18 protein-coding genes and 1 other annotated feature (1 of these 19 only partly in view) are annotated in these 13,926 nt (G+C 42.2%); all 18 genes read left to right on the top strand.

Annotated elements, in window-relative coordinates:
- The first annotated feature begins 4 nt into the window (after window positions 1–4).
- The 18 genes from AC1TO9_RS11750 (at window position 5) to AC1TO9_RS11665 (ending at window position 13,463) form a co-directional block, all read left to right on the top strand.
- The gene (locus AC1TO9_RS11750) at window positions 5–1,009 is read left to right on the top strand and encodes a DUF3383 family protein (protein ID WP_482059252.1); all 1,005 of its coding nucleotides are present in this window, start codon (window positions 5–7) and stop codon (window positions 1,007–1,009) included.
- A 15-nt stretch (window positions 1,010–1,024) separates the two neighbouring features.
- Window positions 1,025–1,417 (top strand): phage structural protein, encoded by a 393-nt coding sequence (locus tag AC1TO9_RS11745; RefSeq protein WP_438347300.1) that lies wholly within the window; start codon window positions 1,025–1,027, stop codon window positions 1,415–1,417.
- Between the two features lie 20 nt (window positions 1,418–1,437).
- Window positions 1,438–1,746 carry a hypothetical protein gene (locus tag AC1TO9_RS11740; protein WP_482055454.1) on the top strand — a complete coding sequence of 103 codons (309 nt, stop codon included), beginning with the start codon at window positions 1,438–1,440 and terminating at the stop codon, window positions 1,744–1,746.
- Complete coding sequence (locus AC1TO9_RS11735) at window positions 1,709–1,897, top strand: hypothetical protein (RefSeq protein ID WP_482059348.1); 189 nt, start codon at window positions 1,709–1,711, stop codon at window positions 1,895–1,897. Before AC1TO9_RS11740 ends, AC1TO9_RS11735 begins: the two co-directional genes overlap by 38 nt.
- A 42-nt stretch (window positions 1,898–1,939) precedes the next feature.
- On the top strand, window positions 1,940–4,051 hold the full coding sequence (locus AC1TO9_RS11730; RefSeq protein WP_482059251.1) for a phage tail tape measure protein: 2,112 nt from the start codon (window positions 1,940–1,942) through the stop codon (window positions 4,049–4,051).
- Window positions 4,051–4,584, top strand: a complete 534-nt coding sequence (locus AC1TO9_RS11725) for a phage baseplate protein (protein ID WP_482059250.1) — start codon at window positions 4,051–4,053, stop codon at window positions 4,582–4,584. The genes AC1TO9_RS11730 and AC1TO9_RS11725 overlap by 1 nt, the downstream gene beginning before the upstream one ends.
- A gap of 17 nt (window positions 4,585–4,601) precedes the next feature.
- A complete protein-coding gene (locus tag AC1TO9_RS11720; protein WP_482059249.1) occupies window positions 4,602–4,928 on the top strand; it encodes a phage baseplate plug family protein in 327 nt (108 codons plus the stop codon).
- Window positions 4,921–5,715, top strand: a complete 795-nt coding sequence (locus AC1TO9_RS11715) for a phage protein (RefSeq protein ID WP_482059248.1) — start codon at window positions 4,921–4,923, stop codon at window positions 5,713–5,715. The genes AC1TO9_RS11720 and AC1TO9_RS11715 overlap by 8 nt, the downstream gene beginning before the upstream one ends.
- A complete protein-coding gene (locus AC1TO9_RS11710) occupies window positions 5,712–6,098 on the top strand; it encodes a Gp138 family membrane-puncturing spike protein (RefSeq protein ID WP_482055459.1) in 387 nt (128 codons plus the stop codon). Before AC1TO9_RS11715 ends, AC1TO9_RS11710 begins: the two co-directional genes overlap by 4 nt.
- Window positions 6,086–6,454 carry a DUF2634 domain-containing protein gene (locus AC1TO9_RS11705; protein WP_482055460.1) on the top strand — a complete coding sequence of 123 codons (369 nt, stop codon included), beginning with the start codon at window positions 6,086–6,088 and terminating at the stop codon, window positions 6,452–6,454. The genes AC1TO9_RS11710 and AC1TO9_RS11705 overlap by 13 nt, the downstream gene beginning before the upstream one ends.
- The gene (locus tag AC1TO9_RS11700; RefSeq protein ID WP_482059247.1) at window positions 6,444–7,616 is read left to right on the top strand and encodes a baseplate J/gp47 family protein; all 1,173 of its coding nucleotides are present in this window, start codon (window positions 6,444–6,446) and stop codon (window positions 7,614–7,616) included. The genes AC1TO9_RS11705 and AC1TO9_RS11700 overlap by 11 nt, the downstream gene beginning before the upstream one ends.
- Window position 7,617: 1 nt before the next feature.
- Window positions 7,618–8,250 (top strand): hypothetical protein, encoded by a 633-nt coding sequence (locus tag AC1TO9_RS11695; RefSeq protein ID WP_482059246.1) that lies wholly within the window; start codon window positions 7,618–7,620, stop codon window positions 8,248–8,250.
- Window positions 8,251–8,261: 11 nt separating this feature from the next.
- The gene (locus AC1TO9_RS11690) at window positions 8,262–11,096 is read left to right on the top strand and encodes a pyocin knob domain-containing protein (RefSeq protein ID WP_482059245.1); all 2,835 of its coding nucleotides are present in this window, start codon (window positions 8,262–8,264) and stop codon (window positions 11,094–11,096) included.
- Window positions 11,097–11,107: 11 nt separating this feature from the next.
- The gene (locus tag AC1TO9_RS11685) at window positions 11,108–11,548 is read left to right on the top strand and encodes a hypothetical protein (RefSeq protein ID WP_482059244.1); all 441 of its coding nucleotides are present in this window, start codon (window positions 11,108–11,110) and stop codon (window positions 11,546–11,548) included.
- Window positions 11,541–11,681 carry an XkdX family protein gene (locus AC1TO9_RS11680; RefSeq protein WP_482059243.1) on the top strand — a complete coding sequence of 47 codons (141 nt, stop codon included), beginning with the start codon at window positions 11,541–11,543 and terminating at the stop codon, window positions 11,679–11,681. Before AC1TO9_RS11685 ends, AC1TO9_RS11680 begins: the two co-directional genes overlap by 8 nt.
- 88 nt (window positions 11,682–11,769) lie before the next feature.
- Entirely contained in the window at window positions 11,770–12,177 is a 408-nt protein-coding gene (locus tag AC1TO9_RS11675) for a phage holin family protein (RefSeq protein WP_482059242.1), read from the top strand.
- The gene (locus tag AC1TO9_RS11670) at window positions 12,174–12,827 is read left to right on the top strand and encodes a M23 family metallopeptidase (RefSeq protein WP_482059241.1); all 654 of its coding nucleotides are present in this window, start codon (window positions 12,174–12,176) and stop codon (window positions 12,825–12,827) included. Before AC1TO9_RS11675 ends, AC1TO9_RS11670 begins: the two co-directional genes overlap by 4 nt.
- A gap of 288 nt (window positions 12,828–13,115) precedes the next feature.
- Window positions 13,116–13,463 (top strand): holin, encoded by a 348-nt coding sequence (locus AC1TO9_RS11665; protein WP_482059240.1) that lies wholly within the window; start codon window positions 13,116–13,118, stop codon window positions 13,461–13,463.
- Between the two features lie 236 nt (window positions 13,464–13,699).
- Window positions 13,700–13,926 (top strand) — a binding site (T-box leader); it runs 37 nt beyond the window's last position.

The raw sequence follows: 13,926 nt of genomic DNA, 5'->3' as shown, positions 1-13,926 counted from the left end.
GACTTTGTCAGTAAGAAATGATGTAACTGTAACGATTGATATTCAGCGTCCAACACCGAAACTCGGTTTTGGCAAACCGATGATTATTGGTGAGAGCGTAAGTGGGATGGAGTATACAAGGTATGCTGATTTAGATGCCGTTAAGAAGGATTTTGCAGAGAATACGGAAGTGTATAAGGCAGCTTATGCGCTCTTGAATCAGGGTGACCATTCACCCGCTGAAATTGCCATTATGCTTCATAAAACGGTAGGAGAAACGCTAGAGGATTTGGTAGGGAAGATATTTACTAAGGATTGGTATTTCCTTATATCTACTTCTACCGAACTTGCTGATATGACAGCTATTGCTGAGGCAGTGGAACAGAATGGTACGCGGATGTTTATCGCCCGTAGTAGTGATAAAGAAACCCTCACTGCAATGAAGGCTAAAAAATTTACACGTACAGCCGTTTTTTATCATGCAGATGTATCCAATTTTCCCGAAGCAGCGTGGGCGGGTCGAGCAGCATCAACATCGCCTGGGGCTCTGACATGGAAGAATCTAACGTTGCGTGGAATTGCACCTGTAGATATGGATACAACGGAATTACTTAATATTCATGATCTTGGTGCGAATACGTATGTCACCAAAGCAGGTGATGACGTTACAAGTGAAGGTAAGACCGTTAGTGGTGAGTATATCGATATTATTCATTCCCAGGATTATATTACGCAAAGTATCGAACTGGCTGTACAGAAACTTTTCAATCGACAAGACAAGGTTCGGTACGATAATACTGGAATTTCTCAGATTGAGGGGGAAGTTAAGACTGTACTGAAGCGTGCGGATATGAATGGCATGATTGCTCAAGATGATGAAGGTCTACCGTTATATAGCACAACCTTTAAGCCGCGTTCCCAAGTGGACCCAGCGGATCGTGAGAAGCGGGAATACAATGATGGTTCATTCTCATTTGAATTGGCAGGAGCTATTCACAAAACTAAAATTAGCGGCGTTATTAAGCTATAAAAGGGAGAGATAAATATGGCAACAACTTATGATCCGATGGATCTAACTGTGACGATTGATGGAGTATATATCACTGGATTCTCAGAGGATATGGTGGAGTTTGAGAAGGATGAGGATGCACAAACAGCAAAGGTAGGTTCTCAGGGTGACGTTGTAATGACAAAGGTGAATAACCCATTGGGGACGCTCACGTTGACGTTATTTCCAACCAGTCCACAGGTTGCATTCCTGGATAAGATAGCACGTACAGGCAAGCTTGTGCCGATCTCAATTATTTTCAATGGCGAACCTAAGGAAACAATTACAGTGACACAAGCTTTTGTTAAAAAGCCAGCTACACGCACTTACGGTAATGAAGCGGAAGACCGCCAGTATGAAATTCAATGTCTTGACCATGTGGTCGAGTAAACTAGAGGAGACGATCATTCATGTTTAAACAGAAAAATTATACATCTAAAGCATTGAAGAAGGAGTATATGTTCCAACATCCAGGTGTACGTACCGTATCCAAAATTAAGGATGCAGCTATGAACAAGCATGGTGTTGTTCTTGAGGAACGTCTGGCCGAAGAAGTGCTGAAGCACGTTGTCGTTAATCCCAAAATGAAAATTGATGATTTCTCGAATTATAAGGAATATACCGAAGTCATCAATGCAGCGTACTCATTCATCTCGGGTCAAGACGAGGATGGTGAAGAGGATGACAATAAGCAAGGCGGAAGCTCGCAGGAAAGCTAAAGAGAATTGGCATATGTGGCGCTTGATGTTATCGGATATGAAAATTTCATATAGTGATCTGGATAAGATGGATCATGACGATCTAGCAGAAGCGAATGCAGCTTTGGATCTTTATATGGAGCATCAAAAAAAGGAAATGAATAAGAAATGAGTACCCATTCGGGTACTCTTTCTTTCATATGAGGTGATTTATTTGGCTGATGTAAAGATCGGTGATCTCACTTATGAGGTTGACATCAAAGTTGTCAGCTTTGCACTGAAAGAAGCCGAGAAGAAGACGATTAAGTTAACGGATTTGGTCAAAAAATTAAACGTTGTAGGTAACGGCATATCAATAGGAAAGAAAGCAATGGATGCAGCGAGTGATTACTCTAATGCGATGACATCGATTCAACAAGCGACAGGTGCCACTAATGCGCAGATGAAGGTAACCGAGGATGTCGCTAATAATTTATACAATCAGAATTTCGGTAAGTCGTGGGAAGATTTGGGGAGCGCGATATCAACAACGATGCAGATCACGAAGCAGACCGGAGATGACTTACAGAATACGACTAAGAATGCTTTATTATTAGAGGAGGCATTTGGTTATAGCGTCACAGAATCTGTAAAGACTGCAGATACGATGATGCAAGCTTTTGGCGTAACTTCCGAACAATCTATGGGACTATTAGCGCAAGGAGCGCAAAGTGGATTAGATCAATCAGGTAAGCTTGTAGAAACGGCTAACCAATACTCTAAACCATTTCAGGAGCTAGGGTTTACTGCTAATGAAATGTTCGATACTTTAGCTGCTGGATCAAGCAATGGTGCGCTTAGTTTAGATACAGTGGGTGCTGCAATTGAACAATTTAGTATGCTTTCGACCAGTGGATCAGATGAGACGAGACAAGCGTTTGAATCTCTTGGTCTAAATGCAGATCAAATGTTCAGTACTTTTACCGATGGGGGACCTCAAGCGAAGCAGTCGTTCTCAGGAATAATGCAGAAGCTTTCCGAGATAGAAGATCCCTTGAAGCGAAATTCTATAGGTGTGGCTCTAATGGGAGATCAATTCAAGACATTGGATGCGCCTATTATCGCTGCTATGGGAACAGCTAGAAGCCAGTTTGATATGACGAAGGATACAATGGAGCAGATAAATCAGACGAATTTTGAATCTCCAGGAGAGGCGCTTGAAACCATGGGAAGGCAAATTGAAACAGGTATTCTAATTCCAATGGGATTATTATTGCTACCCGTACTGGAACTTATTTCAGACGCTGTAGGGTTCTTTGTTGATCATATTGATGTACTGGCTCCAGCTCTTGGGGGCGTTGCGCTAGTGCTTCTAGTAGCCATGATTCCAGCTATGTGGTCTGCCGCTATTGCTGGTTGGGCAATGATAGCACCACTTCTTCCTATTATAGGAATTGCAGTACTTGTTGGAGCAGCTATAGCGGGTGTTATCCTGATTTTTAAAAATTGGGGCGCGATTGGGCCTTGGTTAGCTGGATTATGGACGACATTTATAGCGTTCACCAAGGCAATATTCAATTCGGTTATTAATTTTTTTGTAACATGGGGATTGGCAATATGGGATGCGATCATAGGATACATTAGTAATTTAGTCATTCAACTCGCTACTTATTGGAACCAAATTAGATTGTACGCAATGGAAGTGTTTACTGGGATATGGACGATGTTGACGTCAATTTGGAACAGTATTATTTTATCCATAACGACGTCAGTGAATAGTATTCTAACTATTATTACTGATGTATGGGGCACAATTAAATCGGTATCCTCCGAATTGTGGGATGGAATGTCTCAAAGCGTTACAGGGATGTGGGAAGGAATTAAGGGAAGCTTTATAACAGGGATTAATTGGGTTATAGGGAAACTGAATAACATGATCACGAAAGTGAATAGCATCTTAAGTATGGAAATACCCGGATTTGGTAAATTGGGTATCAGCATTCCGACTATTGCAACGATCCCTAACGGTGTACAAGCTGATGGGAGTCATGCTCTTGGTTTAGATAACGTTCCTTTCGATGGTTATATTGCCGAACTTCATAAGGGTGAAAGAGTCATGACGGCTGCGGAGAACAAAGTTTATTCATCCGCAAATCCAGCAAGAAGCTATCCAGCCAGTACGACACCAAGGAGTGGTAGTGTCTCCATTAATGTCACCGTACCTGTCACTGTAGAGGGTGGCGGAGATGTTAAGAATGCACGGGACGTAGGAGCGATCGTTGCCCAAGAAGTTCAAAAAATATTAGAGAGTGTGCTGAGACGTAATGGATTGGGGGCGAGTGGATAATGGCGATTCTTAACGGTCATTACATCTTAGTTGAGGATGAGAGTCCGAGCTTTGAAGTGGATATCACTGATCAGCCTGTGGAGAGGGATATTGACCTCAGTGACCATGTTCAACGTAAAGCCCGGACACTTTCTATTAGCGGTATTATTGTTGGTGACAACGCGGATAGTACACGGGCGATGATCGTGAAGGCTCAGGATCGAGGAGAGATCGTTCGTTTTTCGGGTCGAACTATGTTTACTGGATTACTCTCAGGGTTCTCATCTAAGCATGACCATACGATTAAGGATGGATTAGCGTTTACATTGACGATGAAGGAAGTTCGTATTGCAGTTTCATCTTATGTGGGGAAACTTCCAACACCGGTTAAAGTACAAGTTGCCAAGGCTGCCAACGCCGGAGTGAAACAACCTCAAAGTAAAAAGAGTAGTCCAACTAAGGGAAGTAGCAGTATCTCGAATGAGGCTAAGAGTCCTGCCAAGGTGACGAAATCTAAACACAAGAAAGGGACTCCATGGGAAATGGAGACGTAAAGGGAGGAGGAGGGAATATGAACTATATTGATATTGAAAAGAATCTCATTCCGTATCGGTTCGATCTTTCGCTTGCAGACGAGTTCTTTACCTTTGAAGTGAACTATAACGAGGATTACGATTTCTTTACGGTCGATCTAGAACGAGATGGGGAAGTATTAATTACAGGTGAGAAATTAATTTATGCGATGCCTCTTTTTTATGACGTCATAGATCACAGGTTCCCTAAAGTCTCGATCATTCCATACGATGAATCTGAGAACAGTATAGATGTAACATGGGAAACACTCTCTGAGAGTGTTTTTTTATATGTCATTGAAAGTGGGGAGGAAGAGGATGACTAACTTTGGACGAGTTGCAGAGATGATTGTCGCCAATCGTAAATTTAGTATGGAGGACTTTGCAATGGAAGCAACCATTCCTTTTGATAATGATATTTTGCCGAATGAGAGTGAAATTAAGATTTGGAACTTATCGGATAAAACGTTGAACAACATGAAGTATGGCGCTCTCTTACAAATGAATGGTGGTTACCGTGGAGATGTGGGCCTTATGTTGCAGGGTTATATATCGAAGGTTCAGACACGATGGGAGGGCGTAGATAAGGTAACATCAATCTTTGTGTTAGATAGTGAGGATAAGAATTACGATAAGCAAGAAGTGAACGAAACCGCATTTGCAAGGAATACGTCTGCTAGTTACATCATCAAGCAAATGGCAAAAAAGATAAATCTATCAATAGCTCAAATAGCGCTGAATGTGGACTATCAGTATAAGGATGGTTACACAGCCAAGGGGAATGTCATTGAGATTATTACTAAGGTAGCGAAAGACTGTGGTACATCCGCTTTTATTAATAAAGGAAAGCTGTATGTGCGAAGTTTGCGTCGTGGGGGAGACCATGTGTTCCGCTTAGCTAAAGCGACGGGTTTAATTGGGACACCAGAACGCTTTGACGAAGGTGGATTCAAAGGCTTTAACCTCAAATCACAATTACAGCATCTTATAACAACCGCTTCTGTTGTTGATTTAGCATGTTCACAATTTGAAGGGCGCTTATATGTTCGGGGTGGTACACATCATATTAGTCGCACTGGGGATTTCACTACGGAAATGGAGGCGATCATGTGAGAAATGATCCGGCTTCAACATTGTCTGAAGTCATTGCTCAGATGATGGTTCACCAGTTGAATGCAGTTCATGTGGGCTTCCCATGTCGTGTCATTTCATTTGATGAAGTGACATGTAAGGCTGATGTGCAGCCGTTGGTTCGAACTAACGATGGTGAACCTGCCATGATTCAGAGCATACCTGCGCTAGGACATCGATTCAAAGTTAATGAGATAGAACAGATCTATAGACCCTCTCTTAAATCTGGAGATACCGTATATGTTGTATGTGCGGATCGAGAAATCAAGAATGCTCTGAATGGGCAGGTGGCTTCCGTAGATACAGAACGAAGACATGACGTGAACGATGCTGTCATTGTGGGGGTGTTTGGATGCAGTCTTTAAAGTTAAGCGAGACCGGAGATCTTCTAATGAATGTTGCAGGCGATTTAGTGTTGATAGAGGGGACCGAGGAAGTCGCTCAATGCTGTCATATTGGAATTGGAACGAATAAAGGTGAATGGTTTCTGAATCCGGATATGGGAATTACATTCTCTAAGTTTCTGGGGAAACAGTTGAACGAAGAAGACATGCGTGATGAATTGATACAGGGACTGATGCAGGAAGAACGAATTCAGTCTGTGGATCTAATCAAATTCGAAATAGACGCGAAATCTCGGACGTTGCTGGTAACATTTGATGCTACAAGTACAGAGGGAGAACGGATTAAGGCGGAAGGAGTGAGTATTGGTGCTGGATAGAACAGGGTTTAAACGCAGACGATTTGATGACTTATTTGCAGAGATGAATGACAAGGCGAAAGAGACATTTGGGGAAAAGGTGAACACTTCTGAAAGATCGCCGTTAGGAATTATTTTGCGTATCTTTGCATGGTTTCTCTCTAAGTTGTGGGTGACAGCAGAGGACGTATACAACAGCAGTTATATAAATACTGCAGAAGGAAGTAGCTTAGATCGACTGGGTCCCCATGTAGGGATTACTCGCGTATTGGATCAATATGCTCGGGGGACTGTTCAATTGACAGGAACATCGGGCCATACGTTGGCACAAGGATTCCGTGTTGCAACCGAAACAAAGGTTTATTTCGATACGACGGAAGATATAACTTTTGATAGCACTGGCTTAGCGACGGTTCCTGTGGAAGCTGTAGAAGCAGGTCAGGCCGGGAATGTTGCTGCGGGTTCGATTATCGTCATTGTGAATCCAACCCCAGATGTTACAGGTGTGACGAATATCGTGCCAACCACGGCTGGGCGAGAGAAAATGACGGACTTAGAATTCCGTGATTTATTTACTCAGTCGGTTGCTGGTGGTGGTGCGGCTACGATTGATGCTCTAATTGGCGCATTGCTTAGAATTAATTCGGTCAGAGCGGCGACAGTCATCCAGAATTACTCTAGCGAACCGGATGCTTTCGGGCGACCGCCTCATACGTATCAATGTTATGTGTTAGGTGGGGATGAGGATGAGATAGCACAAGCTATATTTTCAACTGGAGCGGGTGGCATTGAGTCTTACGGAGATATTGTAAAGAGGGTCTTGGATATTGGTGGTTACGGGCATGAGGTGAAGTTCAGTCGAGCGGAAGAAGTGGTGCTGCAAGTCTTTGTCAATCTGACGACTAATGAACAGTATCCGGCAGACGGAGATGAACAGATTCGATCAGCCATAGTTCGTTATATTGGTGGGGAAGATGGAGGCAGTTACTACAGCGGATTATCGATGGGTGCATCAGCTGTATACAAAAAGCTGATCAGCGCAATAGATCAAATTGAGGGCATAGAGGATTTTACGTTAAAGATGGGTAAGGACGATGTGCTGGAAGAGGATAACGTCACTTTAGAACGTTATCAAGTCGCCCAGATTAGTGCTAAGGACATTGTGGTGAATCGTCATGTTTAGTATGAAGGATATGCTATCGCGATTCACAGATGTGTTCAACAAAAATCCGAATAGCAATATCGGTAAATTAATCAGTATTCTCTATGCTCAAATGGAAGAGCTAAACACTTCTCTCGAGAAGGCGCGTGAATGGAGAGACATTGATAAAGCTCAAGGTACGACATTGGATCGTATCGGCCAAAATGTCATCCAACCACGTGGTGCCGCGACAGATGAGGTGTACAGGGTGCTGTTAAAGTCGAAGATAGCAAGAAATCTATCGAAAACAGACATTAACACGATTATACGAGTGCTTGCTCTGGCCTTAGATTGTGATTATAAAGATATTCAAATTCAAGAAAAATTTAGCGATCCGTACGAGCCGGAAGCAGCATCACTCTCATTAATTCGCATGCCCATGAAAAGACTGAATGAGGTGGGAATGTCACCTTTACAATTCGCGAAGATCATTCAGAAGACAGTAGCTGCTGGCGTTAGTATTGCACAGATTGAATTAGCGGGCACATTTCGGCTGTCTTCCATTTATGAAGGGTTACAAGGAGACGAATTTGGATTATCTGATCCAAGTATGATCATGGGGGGCACGCTCGGAGAAGTATATGTACCAGGCAATGATTACGAATTACCGATATAGGAGGGATTATCATGGCATTTAATAAACAAGCACCGGAGTGGGAAGCAATAGGGATCGAACCCCCCGAGTCTAAGAGGATCACGGGTTGGGAAGTAGAAGATCGTCCGCCTGCAGCATGGTTGAACTGGTTCATGAACCTGACTACTGAATCACTTCAGGAGTTACAGACTAAGGCGGCGGAGAAAACATATGTGGATGAACAAATAGCGGAAGCTATTCCAGATGATGCTTCATTAACGGTTAAAGGAATCACACGACTAAACAGCGCTGTAGATAGCACGTCAGAGACGGAGTCGGCTACGCCAAAAGCAGTTAAGATTGTAAATGACACTCTTACTACGCATACAGCGGAAGATGCGACATTAACAACAAAAGGACATGTCCAACTATCTAGTGCCACGGACGGTATACGTGAGGACGTAGCAGCTACAGAAAAAGCTGTAGGACTATTGTACAACGAATTAAGCAACGATTCACAAATTTCAGCAGAACTTAAATACGGTGCGCAAGTCATTCAAGGTGGAAAGGCTCCGGCTATTGCTTTCCCTAAGGTTGAAGGGCGGACTCTGATTAATTTATTGGGGGATGATGGGGGTTGTGAAGCAGTTGATGGATGGCAAGGAGTCAATGCGGTTAGAGAATTAGATTCAGTAAATAAGACAACAGGTACGAATGGTATTAAACTAACCAATACTGCAGTCGATGGGTTTATGCAAAGCAAAGAAATCGCTATGAAAAAATCAAACCGATTGTTTATTCTAGTAGGTGATATAAAGAATGGAGATGGCGTGAATGCGGTATTTTCCTTAACTGATAACATAAGCTATGCGGTCTCTAAGCCTATATCTAATACTAGTAAGTTTTCATCCACAATCATAAAGTTTGATGCAAACAAAATGAGTGATTCTGCAACTGGATTTATTACTGTATTAAAAGTTATAGGGGCTGCTGGGAAATTCGCCTATGCTGATAATTTAAGAGTTTATGAAGTAACAGCCGCTGAGTACGCAAAAATCGATGGTATGACTGATGAGCAAGTCGCTGCAAAATATCCGTATGTCGGAACCGGTATCCACGGAGTAATGAATTCGACGATCACAAGCGTACAGGATAACTTAGTACCTATGTTTGGTGAGTGGGTGTTGGGTGACAGGGCGCAGATTATTAGTCCGTATAGTCTACAAACGCTGGCTATAGTTTCTACTGATGCCTCTTATGTGGATGTGCTAGTAACTCCAAGCACAGTATATACGTATTCAGCACAGGTGAACGGTCGAACAACTGTTGTTCAAATTGATTCAAACGGTGAAGCGACTGGTCCTACGATCTACTCCACGTTGGAGAATGAGAAAAGAGTTGTTACGGTTACATTCACTACTGAACCTACATCTGAAAAAGTTCGTATTTATGCTACAAATACAAACGCAGGGACATACACACTGGTTAATCCAATTCTTACTAGGGGATCCATAGTGCATCCGTTCAAGCCGCAAAGTAAAACACCTTTAATTGCATATACCGAGTTACATGGCAACGGGGAAGGGGGTATAACAGATAGACTGGAGTACGTGAATGGGAAGCCTCAGAAGATTATGCACTGGGAAAAAGTTATATTGGACGGATCACTCAATTGGGGTCTATACACTAGCCTTCCGGGAATAAAAGCAGTAGGTGTTGTCGGGGTATCTAAAGGGGGAGTTAACTATACCGCTGAGCATCTTTCTGTAACTAAGAATGATGGTAGACGATTGGAAAATGTAGGTGCATTTATTACTGGGAATGCGGACGAGACGTATTTGACAATCCAATCAGGATTTAAAGATCTATTCATTACAATTAATAACACCGATAGCGGTTGGGGAGACACATACACACCAACAGCTGATGAAATCAAAGCCTTTTTCATGGGATGGAAAATGTCGAGTTCTTCTGGAGCATTATGGGACGGCTTAGTACACCCAACCTTTAGGAGATGGTACGCGGCGTGGTCAACAAATGCAGTATGGGCTCCTACGGTACTGAATGAGTTCACCAAAGCAGTACTCCCTACAACACAAGCACCAATAGGATATAAACCTTACAATTTACTATACAAATTAGCACGACCGACCACAAAGAGTGTTCAGACAAGTGGTGCAGTTATCTTAGAATCAGGGGATAATAGCGTAACTCTAACATCGATAGACGTTCCAGCGGTTACGGCATCGCTTAAATATGCAGATAGCATATATAGTGTATTAAGCGATGTTGAAAGAACCTTAGCAGCAAATAGTGAAGCAGGGGCTTTGTTGCTCGGTGGAAAAAAGTCTGAGAGATTTGTATTCGGGGACTCTAAGCGTGCATCTTCTAATTGGACTAGCGGTGTTAACAGCATCATGAAGGGTGGTTTATATTATGTGGAAATAGATTTAAGTGGTCTACCTTATGCTCATAGTGGTTTTGTATTGCATGAAGCATATGCCTTTCATGATTATTCAGCCACCCAAACGTTCACACCGTATGGAATAGATAAAAGATTTTTTCGCCGCAAATTAGACGGAGTATATCAGCCGTGGGTGGAGTTATATAGCTCTGATAATAACCCTGCTAGTCTTGCGGTTAACGGATACCAAAGGCTTGCAAGTGGTCTCATTATTCAGTGGGGTAGCATTGAAACCATAAGCGGTGTACTTGCAGAAGCAATCTATCCAATAACTTTTCCGACGAACACAACCCTAGTGTCGGTTACAGGTGTTTCTAATCCTGCAATCTCCATAGCTACACCAGGATTTACTATTGCTTCTATACAAGTAATACAAAATAGCGGTTACTCAATTTCAGTAAGATGGTTGGCAATGGGTTACTAAAGGAGGGATAAATGATGAAACAGTATTACGCAGACTTCAATGATTTAGGAAACATAAGCGGATTCTACGTCAACGAGATACACGGCGACAACATACCTGAAGCAGCTGTGCCTATTACGGTTGACGAGTGGGTGTTGTATTCTAGTAAAGCGAATCTATTCAAACTAGACGATGAGAAAATTAGAGAAAAGACAGAGCAGGAAATTGCTGATGAGATAGCATCCTTACCTCCTGCATCGATATCAGAACTTGACAGGATTGGGGAGCAACTCGTACAACGCGAGCTAGAGTACTTGGAATTATGTAGTCAGAGCGAGGTACTAGGTGCTCAGATCGTTGTACGCGAGTTAGAATCGGTAGATTTGAAGGCGCAGAACGAAGCGTTAAACGATCAAATCATCGGCTTGGAATTGCGTGTATTGGCTATGGAAGGGGTGAAGACGAATGTTTGAGAACAATTTTGAGCGGCTTAAGTATTACTTCGAAAAGAAGTGGGCCAAGGAACCGCAGCTTAGGCAGTATGTAGCTTTTGGTGTCATAACTTCAGAAGAGTTTACATTAATTACAGATATTCAATATGCATAACAAGAAATGGCGCCATTTGGCGTTTTTATTTTTCCCTCGAACCCTCGAGGGCTTTTTTTATATTACATCATCGGAGGAGATGAGAAGCATGGAAAGATTCGAATTGATTTTAAAGTGGGGCATAGCCCTTTTAGGATCGGCAGCCACCTACCTTTTTGGTGAATGGTCTGAACTGATCTCATTTTTTTTACTTGCGATTATAATCGATTACGTGACTGGCATAGCGGCTTCAATAAAAATAGGTAATGGACTTAGTAGCGATGTTGGTTTTTGGGGGCTGGCTAAAAAGGGACTCATGATTCTTATAGTGATCTTGGCACACCGATTAGATGAATTGTTTGGTACTGAGCTCATCATGGTGGGTTCTATTTATTTTTATTTGACGAATGAATTGATTTCAGTCACAGAAAATTATGGGAGGATGGGCTTGCCCTTACCGAACAAGATCAGAGAAATCATAGCTATTTTCAAACAAAAAGGCGGTGATCAATCATGAATCCATTTGAATCTTTCAGACTAACAAGTCCATTCGGTATGCGTATGCACCCAGTATATAAAATTCCAAAGTTTCATAGAGGCGTTGATCTGGTAATCACACCCTCCTTAGGTCCATTGTACGCATTTATATCCGGTGAAGTCATACATGCTAAGGAAGGCGTAAAGGGTTCAGGATTCGGAGGTTACGGTATCTCAGTCGGAATCAAGGACGACAAAGGGTATTTGCATTGTTACGCTCATCTATCCGCTGCATCGGTAAAGGTAGGGGATAAGGTGAAGAGGGGGACTAAGATAGGGCATCAAGGAAGTACAGGGGTTTCAACGGGTGCGCATCTTCACTATGAGATTCGTAAAACTTGCTCACCGTCCTATGGACATACAGAAAGTGAAAGTGGAGTAGTAGAACCATCAAAGTATTTACATGACTATTATGAAAGTGAGGTCAAGGAGGGTGAAGCAATGACAAAAGAGGAAAAAGCATTAGTAGATAAGTTGATAGAGCGCGTAAGCATATTAGAGGAACGTATTTTGGCCCCAGCATGGTTCGTGAAGGAGTTTGGATCCTCAGATCTGGGTGGAATAATCAACGACCCGCAGTTTACTTTGGAGGGTTGGCGGACGCTAGCAGTTGCTATGAGAGCTAAGTAATAGACAAGACAATGGAATCAAGCATTAAAAGATAGATTACGCAACAGAGAGTATAACTACCCCAATTAAGTGAATACAATTTCATGAATTTGTATAAGCATGGACTATTTTCGCCAGTGGAACATATTTATTCTCAAGGGGTCTTGACCATCAGTCAAGTGATACATAACTCCGAGGCAGCGTGAATAATTTTAATTCTGCTAAGCTCTATTACACTTTCCAACAGATTGGAGGAGGGATTGTATTGGATTGGATTTGTATACCCTTGAGAAGGAGCAGTGACCGTTTATGATAAATCAGAATTTAAATGAGGTCTTGTCGTTTGCTTCAATATTAGCTGTATTTGTAATGGCAGTTGTTCAACTTATAAAGAACACCATTAATCTACCTAAAAAGATTATACCACTGGTTGGGGTGCTCATCGGTCTTCTACTTGGACTAGCATTCTACCCTTTCACGGATTTACAGACGATCGAAAGGCTATGGGGTGGGGGATTAGCAGGGTTATCTGCGACAGGATTTTTTGAGTTAGCTTTTAATAAACGAGTAGGTAATACAATGGATAATCTAGAAAGTAAAAAAGATGAAAACGAAAATAAGGACAATACAGACAATAAGGATAATGATAAAAAGTAATCGAATTGGATATTACTTTTCGCATTGCTAAAGACCCTTGTGACGACAAGGGTCTTATTTGTGTTTGTTACAACATACATATCTAAAGCTTCCGATCTCTAATATTAGGAATGACTACTCTGGGTGCAACTCAGTATGTTAGCACCGAACAAACTCAGTATAATTGCTCTGAATTGTTATAGAAACTTGCCAGTGGACACAGATATGATATAATTGTTGCACAAGAGTGTTATGAATGAAATGCATTGATGGAGTAAAGTAAGCAGTGCCTCTTTACAGGGAGGAAGCGCCAGTTGATTGAGAGCGTTTCTACAGAAATAGGCTGCTGAAGTTCCCTCCGGAGCAGTTCCTTGAACTTGAGTAGGGGATACCGGTTCACGATCCGTTACATCGTTTAAAGTGAGAGAGTTGTATTTAGCTACGCAGTGATAAGAGATGCTGCTAAGTTTTAGATGCATGTTTT

The organism is Paenibacillus sp. Y916 (assembly GCF_056786435.1).
This window is presented reverse-complemented; position numbering and strand designations above follow the sequence as displayed.

Coding starts and splice junctions, on each gene's coding strand:
- AC1TO9_RS11745 (WP_438347300.1), top strand. CDS start 1,025: ATGGCAACAACTTATGATCCGATGGATCTAACTGTGACGATTGATGGA.
- AC1TO9_RS11740 (WP_482055454.1), top strand. CDS start 1,438: ATGTTTAAACAGAAAAATTATACATCTAAAGCATTGAAGAAGGAGTAT.
- AC1TO9_RS11735 (WP_482059348.1), top strand. CDS start 1,709: ATGACAATAAGCAAGGCGGAAGCTCGCAGGAAAGCTAAAGAGAATTGG.
- AC1TO9_RS11725 (WP_482059250.1), top strand. CDS start 4,051: ATGGCGATTCTTAACGGTCATTACATCTTAGTTGAGGATGAGAGTCCG.
- AC1TO9_RS11720 (WP_482059249.1), top strand. CDS start 4,602: ATGAACTATATTGATATTGAAAAGAATCTCATTCCGTATCGGTTCGAT.
- AC1TO9_RS11715 (WP_482059248.1), top strand. CDS start 4,921: ATGACTAACTTTGGACGAGTTGCAGAGATGATTGTCGCCAATCGTAAA.
- AC1TO9_RS11705 (WP_482055460.1), top strand. CDS start 6,086: ATGCAGTCTTTAAAGTTAAGCGAGACCGGAGATCTTCTAATGAATGTT.
- AC1TO9_RS11695 (WP_482059246.1), top strand. CDS start 7,618: ATGAAGGATATGCTATCGCGATTCACAGATGTGTTCAACAAAAATCCG.
- AC1TO9_RS11690 (WP_482059245.1), top strand. CDS start 8,262: ATGGCATTTAATAAACAAGCACCGGAGTGGGAAGCAATAGGGATCGAA.
- AC1TO9_RS11685 (WP_482059244.1), top strand. CDS start 11,108: ATGATGAAACAGTATTACGCAGACTTCAATGATTTAGGAAACATAAGC.
- AC1TO9_RS11680 (WP_482059243.1), top strand. CDS start 11,541: ATGTTTGAGAACAATTTTGAGCGGCTTAAGTATTACTTCGAAAAGAAG.
- AC1TO9_RS11675 (WP_482059242.1), top strand. CDS start 11,770: ATGGAAAGATTCGAATTGATTTTAAAGTGGGGCATAGCCCTTTTAGGA.
- AC1TO9_RS11670 (WP_482059241.1), top strand. CDS start 12,174: ATGAATCCATTTGAATCTTTCAGACTAACAAGTCCATTCGGTATGCGT.
- AC1TO9_RS11665 (WP_482059240.1), top strand. CDS start 13,116: ATGATAAATCAGAATTTAAATGAGGTCTTGTCGTTTGCTTCAATATTA.